Origin of the sequence: Shimia sp. R9_3, assembly GCF_017743755.1 — a bacterium.
Taxonomy (GTDB): domain Bacteria; phylum Pseudomonadota; class Alphaproteobacteria; order Rhodobacterales; family Rhodobacteraceae; genus Shimia.
Window position 1 is genome coordinate 325,459 of sequence record NZ_JAGHRP010000001.1, and the last position, 11,930, is coordinate 337,388.

Genomic DNA, 11,930 nt, shown 5'->3' on the forward strand with positions numbered 1-11,930 from the left:
GGCCGGAGGCTGCAAGCGAGATCAGCCGTGAATGGGTGTCTCTTCCTGCGTTTCCACTCTGATCGGTTCCGGCGTGCCAAAGGGCAAGATCTTGTCAAAGGCAACCAGCGTCATCCCTCCTGCTATGGGCGTCAATGTCAGACGCACAGCGGTGAGCGTTTTCAGCGTGATGGTGGCATGCCAGTGCTCGCGGATGGAGGTCGACAGGATACGGTTTTGGAGCTGCGGCCATATCTCATTGGGCAGGCAATCACTGCGCCAGTGGGCGAGAGCGTCTGTGAGGGTGTATTTGGCAAAGCTGCTGTCCGGGTCTGATTTCCAGAGACGCCGATAAGCTTCGTTGCAAAGCTGCAGCTGGCCGGTGGAGGAAAACAGAACAAGCGCAGATTTGATCGTATCCATGACGCCGTGACACTGATCCAGCTCCGCACGAAATCGTCGTGTGACGGTGATTTCGGCCGTAATGTCTTCCACCAAAAAGACCAAGGCGCCATCGGGATGTGGACGGCCCGTGACGCGATAGGTCACGCCAGAAGGCAAGGTCCAGGTCTTGCTATACCGGTCCTCAAGTGCCGCCTGCATGATGATTTCAACCTGCTCCGCCCAGCTTTTGTTGGTGCTGATGTTGGGCGCTACGTGCATTTCCCTGAGCTGGTCAAAGAAAGACTTCGCATCGCAGCGTTTGGACAGAAATTCCGCGCTGAGCCCGGTGAGCGACATAAGGGCAGGGTTAAAGAGGATTAGTCGGCGATCACGATCAAAAATCGCCAGTCCGGTTGAGAGATGCGCAAAGGTTTTTGAGAAGATTTGCACAAAGCTGCGCTGTGCATCCAAAGCGGACACAACGGCATCTGCCTCGGTGGCATAATACATCACGTTGTTGCCCGCCTGCACCGCGGTCACGTCAAACCATCGGGTCGTGGCGCCGATTTTGTCGGTGACTTGCAGCCGTTTTGAGGGTTCCCCAACGACCAACTCGCGGACGTCAAAGACAGGTTCGTTTCTGGACTGATGGCCTAGCTGCCCAACCAGGTTCTTATATGACCCATTGCGCCAGACCACGTTTCCTTCGGTGTCTGATTTCCAGATCGGGTTAGGGGCTTGAAACATGGCCTGCATAATCGCGGTGCGGCGGGCCGCATCGGGCGCATCGTCTTGCGCGATCGTGATGCGGGCGACTTCGTCCCATTGATCTATGGTCACGATGGAGCCGTCTTCCGGATCCTGCGACCGTAAAATGGTAACGTCGCGATCCTGACTGGCGCCTTGAATTCTTGGGAAATCCGGAAAGAGCGGCGTCATCTTCTGGTGGAGCGCGGACCAGTCAAAAGTCTCAACCGGCGTCTCAGCACATATCTGAAGCGCTGCGGGATTGGCATCAACCAAACTTCCGGAGCGAAACAGAAAGCAGGCTTTGGTGGCGTTTGGTGCGATCTCTGTTGGCGGTTGGGTGTTTGGCGGCAGGCGTCGGGTCATCATCCAGACGCAGGTCACAAATAAGACCGAAACGGCCAAAACAAACAGAAGCTGAGTACTCGTTAACAACATGGAAGTCTCCATTAGCAACGTAGTGGAGAGGAAAGTCTTCGTTGAATTCGTTAAGAGTGTGCAAGAATCCGCTTGTTTTGCAAGATTTATCTGCTCAGGCCTATGTTTGATGCACCGGATTTTCGCCGCTTCCAACAAGATTGAGATTGAGGTTCGCCTCGATTTTTTGCCGCGGCCAAATGACCTCTACCACGGCGCCGCTGCGCGCCGTGGTAAAGCGGCCTTCCTCTATCACTTTGGAACCGTTTGCAAAACTGATCTCCGCACCGGATCTCTCCAGCAGCGTTTTTGCGATGAACAGGCCAAGCCCCATGCCCTCGTAGCCCGGACGCTTCTTGCGTTCCTTCTCTGGTTTGCGGTGCCGCATGAAAGGGTCGCCAATGCGGCCGATCAGATGGGGCGGGTAACCGGGCCCATCATCCAAGATGCGCAAATAGATCGACGTTTCGTCCCATTCTGTTTCAACCCAAACGTTCTCTCGGGCAAAGTCGACTGCGTTCTGAATGAGGTTTCTCAAGCCGTGGATGATCTCTGGCCGACGCAAAATTTCCGGGCCGTCCACGATCTCAAAATGATCAAATATGATTTCCTTGCCCCGATCCATATGAGGCTCGGCTGCTTCTTCGATGACTGTGGAAAGAGGTGCCTTGCGCAGATGTAGATCGTCTTTGCCGGCACGGCCCATAGAGCGCAGGATGTCTCTGCATCGGTCGGTTTGCTCCCGGATCAGGGCGGCGTCTTCACGGAGGTCCGGGCGGTCATCCAGCTCTTCAAACAGTTCTGCGCTTGCCAGTTTGATGGTGGCCAGGGGCGTGCCGAGCTCATGCGCAGCAGCAGCGACAACGCCGCCAAGATCGGTGAGCTTTTGCTCCCGCGCGAGCGCCATTTGGGTTGCGGCCAAGGCCTCGGCCATGGAGGACATCTCTGTCACAACCTGGCGCGAATAGAATGAGGAGAAGGAAATCGCGATCACGATGGCGGCCCAGTTGCCAAACAAGAACACGTCAGACACCTGTAGAATAAAGAAATTCTGGGTGCGCAGCGGCAGGTGGAATTCCAGCAGTGCGGTGACGATGATCACCGCCAGTGCGGCCAGCGTGACGGCGGAGCGGAGCGACAGGACAGAGGCGGCAATGGTGACGGGGGCGACAACCAGAAAGGCGAAGGGGTTGTGCAGACCACCGGTCAGGAACAGCAAGAAACCGAGCTGCAGCACGTCAAACAACAGCATGTAGCGGTTCTCGGACTCGGTCAGCAACTTGTTCTCGGGAAAGACAAAAATCGCGACTAGATTGCCGATCACCGAAATGCCCACCGCGAGATAGCAAAGCCCGTATTCCAGAACCAGGCCAAAGCCGAATTGCGCCACAAGCAGCGCGACAATTTGCCCGGCAATCGCAATCCAGCGCAAAGCGATGAATGTACGCAGGCGAATCCAGTTGCTGCGTCGATTTGCGCTGAGCAGTTCGCCTGACAAATCCGTCATTTTCCGGCCTTTCCACTTGTGTCTTTGCCCGTACTTGATAGGTCTCTAGGCCACATCCCGCAACATGACTTGGTGAGGTGCGACATGGTTCGAATGGTGGCAGCTGTTGCTGTTTTTGTGGCGATCTTCGCGCTTGCCGCGATGTGGTTTGTTGGCCGCGGAGGTCATGGGGCAGATCAGTTTGCGCAGTGCCGTCAGGGGCAGGTCGCGGGCGGAGCCAGTGCGATTGGCGGGCCTTTTGAGCTGGTCGATGAAGATGGCCAGACGGTCACCGAAAAGGATGTTCTGACAGAGCCTGCGCTGATCTATTTCGGCTATACCTTCTGCCCGGATGTGTGCCCTCTGGACGCCACACGGAATGCGGAAGCCGCTGAAATCCTTGAGGAAGATGGGGATATCGTCACACCGGTATTCATCACCATCGACCCAGAGCGCGATACGCCGGAAGTGATGAAGGAATACACGGATTACATGCACCCGCGCATGATCGGGCTTTCCGGTTCCCCCGAGCAGGTGAAAGCTGCGAGCCAAGCTTATCGCACCTACTACAAAAAGCAGCCGGCAGAAGATGGGGATGAGGAGTATTACCTCGTGGATCACTCCACTTTTACCTACCTGACACTGCCGGGGCATGGGTTTGTGGAATACTTCCGTCGCGATGTTTCGGCAGCAGATATGGCCCAAAGAGTAGGCTGTTTCGTAGAAAACATGTAACGCAGGCCTCGGTTTGACCAAGTTTGGCTGTGCCGTTACAAGTTAGAAAATTGGCATAGGAAACAGGCAAATGGCTGATAGCGCGCTGTCGGAGATCGGGCCGGACAAATCCCTCCTCCTCGTAGATGATGATGAACCGTTTCTGAAACGACTGGCAAAAGCCATGGAAAAACGGGGCTTTGAGGTGGAAACCGCCGGATCGGTTGCTGCGGGTCAAGCCATCGCAACAGCCCGTCCTCCAGCCTATGCCGTGGTTGATTTGCGCCTTGGGGATGGCAATGGATTGGACGTTGTCGAGGTCATTCGAGAGAAGCGCGAAGACAGCCGCGTGGTGGTGCTGACCGGCTACGGCGCGATTGCAACTGCTGTGGCTGCGGTGAAGATCGGGGCGACGGACTACCTCAGCAAACCGGCGGATGCGCAGGACGTGACCAATGCGCTTTTGAGCACCGGAGATGAGCTGCCGCCGCCACCGGAAAACCCGATGAGTGCGGATCGGGTGCGCTGGGAACACATCCAGCGGGTCTACGAATTGTGTGACCGCAATGTGAGTGAAACGGCGCGGCGGCTGAATATGCATCGCCGGACGTTGCAGCGGATTCTGGCCAAGCGCTCGCCGCGTTAATTTTGCTCTGAGTCGGCCAAAACGGCCTGTCTGTATCGCGGTGGTAACACGTCGGTATTGCGTCGGTGCGAATTTCGCCCGGCGCTTTTAACTTTTTGCGCAACGGCTGCGCCGCCCGGATCTTGTGTGAAAAACGCGTTTCAGCTGCGTTCGTTGGCAAAGGACGCCAGCAAGTGATCTATCGCCGCGCGCACATGGCGTGGCATGAGGCGGCGGTCTGCATAAACAATCCAGTGAGAGCGGCTCTGGTCCTCAAAACCTTCGAGGATGGGGGTGGCTTCGCCTGCGTCGATCAGCGGTTGCAGATTTCCAATGGGCGAATAGGCAATGCCAAAGCCACGCCGGACAGCATCCTGCATGAGTGGAATATTGTTGGTGCGCAGGCGGCCTGAGATTTTGACGGGCAGGGGGCTGCCGCTTTCCGGGTCGTGAAACAGCCAGGTGTCGTTGTTGGCAACAAGGCAGGAATGCTGGCGCAGATCCTGTGGCTTTTGCGGTGTGCCGTGGCGCGCGAGATATGCGGGGGCGGCGACGCAGGATAGCCGGTGGTTGACCAGCTTGCGTGCAATCAGCGAGCTGTTTGAGAGCACGCCGTAGCGCAGGGCAAAATCATAGCCATCCGCGATCAGATCCACATTGCGGTTGTTGAAATCTATTTCAAGCGTGATGCGTGGATTGGCTTGGGCAAAATCTAGAAGCCTTGGCGCCACCACAGTTTCGGCAAAGGGGCCAGCGGCAGACACGCGGATCAGACCGGAGAGCGCTGCGACATCTCCTGCGATGCTCTGGTTTGCCTCCTGCAGGCCGGAGATGACGTTTTCGATCTGCGCGAGGTATTCCGCCCCGCGTTCGGTGACCCGCACGGTGCGGGTGGTGCGCGCCAGAAGCTTTGTGCCGAGCCGGTCCTCCAGCGCCTGAACCCGGCGCGAGATATGAGAGGTGGAGACATTGAGCCGGCGCGCCGCTGTGGTGAAGCTGCCGGTTTGCGCCACCGTGGCAAATTCTTCGATCCCGTCCCAGAGCGCCATGCCGCCATTCCTTATTGTTGCTCATGTGCAAGGATGTGTTGTCAGTTACGTCACTTGCGTCACCTATGCAATGATACCTAGATGCCTCCTCAGAAGAGGCGGCGCGGGCTGCCTCACATCATAGGCAGGAACATCTGATGACCAAAAAGATCCTCGTGGCGCTGACATCCCATGACCAACTCGGCGACACCGGTGCAAAAACCGGCTTCTGGCTCGAAGAGCTGGCGGCGCCTTACTATGAGTTCATTGATGCTGGTTTTGAGGTCACGCTGGCGTCGCCCAAAGGGGGCTTGCCACCGCTCGACCCAAAGAGCAATGAGCCTGATTTCCAGACCGAGCACACCCACCGATTTGAGGCGGATGCGGCGGCAAATTCCGCGCTGAACAGCACCGCAAAGCTGGCAGATATGGCAGCCGAGGATTTTGACGCGATTTTCTATCCCGGTGGCCACGGTCCGATGTGGGATCTGGTTGAGGATGCGGACTCCATCAAGCTGATCGAAGATTTCTTTGCCGCGCAAAAGCCGGTTGGCTCTGTCTGCCACGGCCCGATTGTTCTGGTGAACGCAAAAGACGCAGAGGGCGAATACATCGTCAAAGACCGCAAAGTGACCGGTTTTTCCAACACCGAAGAAGACGCCGTGGCGCTGACCAATGTTGTGCCGCAGCTGTTGGAAGACACGCTGATCGCCCGTGGCGGGATTTACTCCAAAGGTGAAGACTGGATGCCTTATGTGCAGAAAGACGGGCACTTGATCACCGGTCAGAACCCGAACTCCTCTGCCGCCGTGGCGCAACAGGTAATTGAGGCGCTGTCTTAAGCCATTGGCAAAGGAGAAGAGGCGCTGCGGAAGCATAGGTTTGCCTGCGCAGCATCTCAGATCTGTTTCACGTGAAGCGACGCGCCGGAGATCTTCTCCGGCGCGTTTGTTATGTCAGGTCGTAGCGTTTGTGGATTTTGTCCACGGTGGTGCCATCGGCCAGCGCGACGTCGGATTTCCGCGCGTAGGTTTCAAAGCTGCGGCTTTGGTAATAGGCGAGGCCACCGGCGTTGTCGGCGCGGATTTCGGCGTTGATCCATTCATAGCCCAATTTGCGCGCGGCTGTCTTTGTGGCGTCAAACAGTTTGGAGCCGATGCCCATGCCGGTTTGGCCGGTTTTGACAAAAGTGCCGATGTCGCAGGCTTCCGGGGGCAGGGCGGCATAGGGGCCGATCCATTGAAAGCCCAAGAGCGTGCCGTTTTCGGCGAGGGCGACATGCCAGGTGGCGTCTCCGGGATTGGCCATCAGCCATTCGCCAAGCGCCTCTTTGGTCATGGTTTTGGTGATCGCGGTGGTGCCGCCCGCTGCGATGATTTCATTGAGCAGATCAGCGGTTTGACGCAGATCGGCCTGTGTGCCGGGTTGAATGGAAATTTGTGTCATATAATAGATCCAAATAGAGACTAAATAGGCTGAAATGGGTTTAAATTTGCGCCAGTAATGCGGCGTGTCGGCGGGTAAAATCGGTGCGCACCTCTACGGGTGGGCGCAGGTCAATGGTGAGCCCGTCAATCACTTCCGGATCGGGCACCCCAAAGAGTTTGTTGGCTTCAGCCACGGAAAAGCCTGCGATCTGCGTCGCTTCCATCCAGGCGGAGATCTTATCGGCTTTCTTGATCTGGGCCTTGAGGCGCTTGGGCGTTTCGGCGGGTAATCCAAAGCGGATGTGAATGGCGGCTGTCAGACGGTCATCAAGCTGTCCGTAGCCGGGGCCAACAGCGGCTTTCACCGGGGAAATCATATCGCCAATGACATATTCCGGCGCATCATGCAGGAGCGCAGTGAGCCGGGTCTTGGGTGTCGCGGATTTATACATGCGGCGATAGATGTCTTCGACCAGCAGGGAATGCTCGGCCACGGAATAGGCAAAATCCCCATGGGTTTGCCCGTTCCAGCGCGCGACAAAGGCGAGGCCATGGGCGATGTCTTCGATCTCTATGTCCACAGGTGTGGGGTCAAGCAGATCGAGCCTGCGCCCTGATAGCATCCGTTGCCAGGCTCGTGCCATGTGTTTGCGCTCCCAAGTGTTCGCAAAATACCTACGCCAGCCACGGGGCGCAGGGCAAGCGTGTGCGAAACGCAGGCATGGGGCTGTGCTCAGCCAGCGGTGCCGCTTGCGGTCAGCAACACACTTGTGACCACGATAAGCGACGCCAAAATGAGGACGGTGGGCACCAGTCGCGCAAACCGCAACCGGGGCTTTTGAGAGGGGGTAATCATAATTTCTTCCTAAAATACCCTTTCTTTATAACAGTCTAACAGGTTGTGGAAAAGTCAGGGGAGTCTGACTTTTGCGGGCAGGGTTTTGCTTAAAAATCAGGCAATGCCACAAAACCGCCACATTCTTCGGGCAGTCTGAAAAGGTATTGGGATCACATGCTGCCGCAAAACAACGTGATCACGCGTGTTTTGAAAAACCGCCGCATGACACCAACATGACTAGCGAGGGGGACACGTAACTTATCTACGTCCTCCCGCGTGTCCCTCTCTCCAACCCCAGCGCCTGTTGCTGATGCAATGGGCCGCGCGTGAAAGGAGAGCGCTATGTTTAAGAGACTTGTAGGATCCGCCCTGTTGTTTGGTATGGCCGCAGCGGCCCCACCCGCATTTGCCCAAGGGTGTGCAGATCGCGAGACATTGGTAGAGCGGTTGCAATCCAAATACTCCGAGGTCAGGACCGCCGGGGGCCTGCACGGCTCGGCCTCAAACACCCAATCGGCGGCACTTGTGGAGGTCTGGTCCTCCGAAAAAACCGGAACATTCACCGTAATTTTGACCAATGCACAGGGGGTCTCCTGTGTGGTCGCTGCCGGGACCGACTGGTTCCAGCACGTGCCAATGCCCGAGCCGCCGGGCGTGAATGGCTAGTAGGTTTGGCGCAGAAAAACTGCATGACCTGTGTTAATCGCGCGCAAAGCGTTGAAATATCGACGGATTGGCACCGGTGACACAGGCTGACAGGCTCTATTCTCTGTGCCGTTGTACAACACCCATAGGGGTGCTATCTGGTCGCCAAGGAAACCCTGCATAGGAGCTGGGCGCCATGGCGACCGATTACACTGTAAAAGATATTTCTCTGGCCGATTTTGGCCGCAAGGAACTGGATATTGCCGAAACCGAGATGCCGGGCCTGATGGCGCTGCGCGAGGAATACGGCGAAGCGAAGCCACTGAGCGGTGCGCGCATCGTTGGCTCGCTGCATATGACCATTCAGACCGCTGTTCTGATTGAAACGCTCGTGGCGCTGGGCGCGGATGTGCGCTGGGCAAGCTGCAACATCTTCTCCACTCAGGATCATGCGGCGGCGGCGATTGCCAAAGCGGGCATTCCGGTGTTTGCGATCAAGGGCCAGAGCCTTGAGGAACACTGGGACTATCTGGACAAGTCGTTCCTGTTTGAAGACGGCCCCAACATGATCCTCGACGATGGCGGCGACGCGACGCTCTACGTGCTGCTGGGCGCAAAGGCCGAAGCGGGCGAAGACCTCGGCGTGCCAACCTCTGAAGAAGAGGAAGTGATCCACAAGCAGATCGCCAAGCGTATGGCGGCAAGCCCCGGCTGGTTCACCAAGACCCGTGACGCAATCCAAGGCGTGTCTGAAGAAACCACCACCGGTGTGCACCGTCTCTATGATCTGGTGAAGCGCGGCGAGCTGCCTTTCCCAGCGATCAACGTGAACGACTCTGTCACCAAGTCGAAGTTCGACAACAAATACGGCTGTAAAGAGAGCCTCGTGGACGGCATCCGTCGCGCCACCGACACCATGATGGCCGGCAAAGTGGCGGTTGTTTGCGGTTATGGCGACGTTGGCAAAGGCTCCGCCGCCTCCCTACGCGGTGCAGGTGCCCGTGTGAAGGTCACCGAAGTAGATCCGATCTGCGCCCTGCAGGCGGCGATGGACGGCTTTGAAGTGACCACGCTGGAAGACGAAGCGGCCACCGCGGATATCTTCATCACCACCACCGGCAACAAAGACGTGATCCGCATCGAGCACATGCGCGAGATGAAGGACATGGCGATTGTTGGCAACATCGGCCACTTCGACAATGAAATTCAGGTGGCAAACCTGAAGAACCACAAGTGGACCAACATCAAAGAACAGGTCGACATGATCGAGATGCCATCCGGCAGCCGTCTGATCCTGCTCTCTGAAGGTCGTCTGCTGAACCTCGGCAACGCCACTGGCCACCCATCCTTTGTGATGTCTGCCTCCTTCACCAACCAGGTGCTGGCTCAGATCGAACTCTTCACCAAAGGCGACGAATACAAAAACGAAGTCTACATCCTGCCCAAGCATCTGGATGAGAAAGTGGCCGCGCTGCACCTCGCGAAAGTGGGCGCCAAGCTCTCCAAGCTCAGCAAAGAGCAGGCAGACTACATCGGTGTCGGCACCGAAGGCCCGTTCAAGCCAGAGCACTACCGCTATTAAGGTGGTTTAAAGCCTGAAATAGAGAAACGGCGCTCCTGAGACGGGGTGCCGTTTTTGTTTGGCGTACTGGGTCGGTCAGATCAGATTTTGCGCAAATCGCGGCGCCGCGTTGCCAATTTGCGGCGGATATAGTTAAGACCTTCCAGCGATCTAGACACAACGCTGAAGGCATGCTCCAACATGGGCATTGTTATAAGGACCATTTGAATGAAAATTGCTGTTGCGGGTTTGGGGTATGTTGGGCTGTCAAACGCGGTTTTGTTGGCTCAAAATCATGAAGTTGTGGCAGTGGATGTCTCTGAAGAGCGTGTTTGGATGGTCAACAATAAGCAATGCCCAATTGTGGATGCAGAGCTTGAAGACTTCCTTGCTACACATGCGCTGCGTTTAACCGCAACCACCGATGCTGCGGCAGCTTACACCGATGCGGATTTTGTAATTGTCGCGACGCCGACAAATTATGATCCGAAGACCAACTATTTTGACACTTCCAGCGTTGAGGCCGTGATCAATCAGGTGATCGCTGTGAACAGCTCTGCGACGATTGTGATCAAATCCACCATTCCGGTTGGCTATGTGACTGACATCCGGGCGCAGCTGGATACGGATCAGGTGATCTTCTCCCCTGAGTTTCTGCGTGAGGGCCGGGCGCTTTATGACAACCTGCATCCAAGCCGGATCATTGTGGGGGAGCAGTCGGAGCGGGCGCGGATCTTTGCGGATCTTCTGTTGGAAGGCGCGGTGCGCAAGGATGTGGAAGTGCGCTTCACCGATCCGCAGGAGGCAGAAGCGATCAAGCTTTTTGCCAACACTTACCTGGCGATGCGTGTGGCCTTTTTTAACGAGCTCGACAGCTATGCCATCGCCGGTGGCATGGACTCGCGCCAGATCATCGAGGGCATCAGCCTCGATCCGCGCATTGGGGATCACTACAACAACCCGTCTTTTGGCTATGGTGGCTACTGTCTGCCCAAAGATACAAAGCAGCTTCTGGCGAATTACAACCATGTGCCGCAGAACCTGATCCGCGCGATTGTGGACGCCAACCGTACGCGCAAAGACTATCTCTCCGATCAGATCCTGATGAAGGGGCCGCGGGTTGTGGGCATCTATCGTCTGGTGATGAAAGCGGGCTCGGACAATTTCCGTCAAAGCTCTGTGCAGGGCATCATGAAACGTCTGAAAGCCAAGGGCGTTGAGGTGATTGTCTATGAGCCGGTGCTTGAGGAAGAGGACTTCTTCCGCTCGCGGGTGGTGCGCGACATTGATGCCTTCAAGGCGGAGGCGGATGTGATTGTGGCCAACCGCATGACAGACGATCTTTTGGATGTGGAAAGCAAAGTTTTCACGCGGGATCTGTTTGGCGCAGATTGAGCGCGGGCTTGACCGCGTCTTGATGTAGAGATCTCCCTGAGCGCTCGTCTGAGTTGCCAATGCCACTGACGCTAACTATGCGTTTATAAAGCGGTTGTTTGTGACCGCTTTGGCGATGGGAATGACGATGCAGGTAGAAACAACAGCGCTGGACGGGGTGCTTATCCTGACACCAGCACGCTTCGGGGATGCGCGGGGGTTCTTTTCGGAGAGCTGGAACAAGCAGCGCATGCTTGAGCACGGTATTGATCTTGAGTTTGTGCAGGACAACCATTCGATGTCTGCCGAGGTGGGCACGGTTCGTGGCTTGCATTTTCAGTCTCCGCCACATGCGCAGGACAAATTGGTGCGCTGCGGGCAGGGCGCATTGCTCGACGTTGTCGTGGATGTGCGCAGGGGTTCGCCCACCTACGGGCAACATGTGGCTGTGGAGCTGAGCGCGGAGAACGGCAAACAGCTTCTGGCGCCCAAAGGGTTTCTGCACGGGTTCATCACCCGCGCGCCGATGACTGAAATCATCTACAAATGCACTGACTATTATGCGCCTGACTGCGATGGGGCGGTGCATTGGGACAGCTGCGGCGTGGACTGGGGGCACGACGGCGCGGTGATCCTGTCTGACAAAGACAAAGCAGCGCCAGCTCTGAAAGATTTTGACAGCCCGTTTATGTGGGAAGGATGACG

12 protein-coding genes are annotated in these 11,930 nt (G+C 56.7%); 7 read left to right on the forward strand and 5 right to left on the reverse strand.

Translation table 11 applies throughout. From position 1 onward, the window contains the following. Positions 1 to 21 precede the first annotated feature (21 nt). Both J7412_RS01455 and J7412_RS01460 read right to left on the reverse strand, forming a co-directional pair. Positions 22 to 1,548: a PAS-domain containing protein gene (locus J7412_RS01455; protein ID WP_209076372.1), complete on the reverse strand. Its 1,527-nt coding sequence runs from the start codon at positions 1,546 to 1,548 to the stop codon at positions 22 to 24. Between the two features lie 100 nt (positions 1,549 to 1,648). Then, the gene (locus tag J7412_RS01460; RefSeq protein WP_209058188.1) at positions 1,649 to 3,034 is read right to left on the reverse strand and encodes a sensor histidine kinase RegB; all 1,386 of its coding nucleotides are present in this window, start codon (positions 3,032 to 3,034) and stop codon (positions 1,649 to 1,651) included. Between the two features lie 84 nt (positions 3,035 to 3,118). Between J7412_RS01460 and J7412_RS01465 the strand changes: the two genes are divergently transcribed. Then, positions 3,119 to 3,748 (forward strand): SCO family protein, encoded by a 630-nt coding sequence (locus J7412_RS01465; RefSeq protein ID WP_209076374.1) that lies wholly within the window; start codon positions 3,119 to 3,121, stop codon positions 3,746 to 3,748. A gap of 70 nt (positions 3,749 to 3,818) precedes the next feature. Then, positions 3,819 to 4,373: an ActR/PrrA/RegA family redox response regulator transcription factor gene (locus J7412_RS01470; RefSeq protein ID WP_209058183.1), complete on the forward strand. Its 555-nt coding sequence runs from the start codon at positions 3,819 to 3,821 to the stop codon at positions 4,371 to 4,373. A gap of 140 nt (positions 4,374 to 4,513) precedes the next feature. On the opposite strand, the gene J7412_RS01475 is transcribed toward J7412_RS01470, so the two are convergent. After that, positions 4,514 to 5,401 (reverse strand): LysR family transcriptional regulator, encoded by an 888-nt coding sequence (locus J7412_RS01475; RefSeq protein WP_209076377.1) that lies wholly within the window; start codon positions 5,399 to 5,401, stop codon positions 4,514 to 4,516. A 137-nt stretch (positions 5,402 to 5,538) separates the two neighbouring features. On the opposite strand from J7412_RS01475, the gene J7412_RS01480 reads away from it, so the two are divergent. Then, positions 5,539 to 6,222: a type 1 glutamine amidotransferase domain-containing protein gene (locus tag J7412_RS01480; RefSeq protein WP_209058179.1), complete on the forward strand. Its 684-nt coding sequence runs from the start codon at positions 5,539 to 5,541 to the stop codon at positions 6,220 to 6,222. 109 nt (positions 6,223 to 6,331) lie between these two features. On the opposite strand, the gene J7412_RS01485 is transcribed toward J7412_RS01480, so the two are convergent. Beyond that, positions 6,332 to 6,826, reverse strand: a complete 495-nt coding sequence (locus tag J7412_RS01485; protein ID WP_209076380.1) for a GNAT family N-acetyltransferase — start codon at positions 6,824 to 6,826, stop codon at positions 6,332 to 6,334. Between the two features lie 40 nt (positions 6,827 to 6,866). Continuing rightward, positions 6,867 to 7,451: an HD family hydrolase gene (locus J7412_RS01490; RefSeq protein WP_209076382.1), complete on the reverse strand. Its 585-nt coding sequence runs from the start codon at positions 7,449 to 7,451 to the stop codon at positions 6,867 to 6,869. Positions 7,452 to 7,987: 536 nt separating this feature from the next. Here J7412_RS01490 and J7412_RS01495 point away from each other — a divergent pair. From J7412_RS01495 to rfbC, 4 genes are all read left to right on the forward strand, one after another. Continuing rightward, positions 7,988 to 8,311, forward strand: coding sequence for a hypothetical protein (locus tag J7412_RS01495; protein WP_209058171.1), 324 nt, complete (start codon positions 7,988 to 7,990; stop codon positions 8,309 to 8,311). A 175-nt stretch (positions 8,312 to 8,486) separates the two neighbouring features. Beyond that, positions 8,487 to 9,872 (forward strand): adenosylhomocysteinase, encoded by a 1,386-nt coding sequence (gene ahcY / locus J7412_RS01500; RefSeq protein WP_209076385.1) that lies wholly within the window; start codon positions 8,487 to 8,489, stop codon positions 9,870 to 9,872. 207 nt (positions 9,873 to 10,079) lie between these two features. Next, positions 10,080 to 11,246 (forward strand): nucleotide sugar dehydrogenase, encoded by a 1,167-nt coding sequence (locus J7412_RS01505; protein WP_209076387.1) that lies wholly within the window; start codon positions 10,080 to 10,082, stop codon positions 11,244 to 11,246. A 127-nt stretch (positions 11,247 to 11,373) separates the two neighbouring features. Next, the gene (rfbC, locus tag J7412_RS01510) at positions 11,374 to 11,928 is read left to right on the forward strand and encodes a dTDP-4-dehydrorhamnose 3,5-epimerase (protein WP_209077497.1); all 555 of its coding nucleotides are present in this window, start codon (positions 11,374 to 11,376) and stop codon (positions 11,926 to 11,928) included. The last annotated feature ends 2 nt before the right edge of the window (positions 11,929 to 11,930 follow it).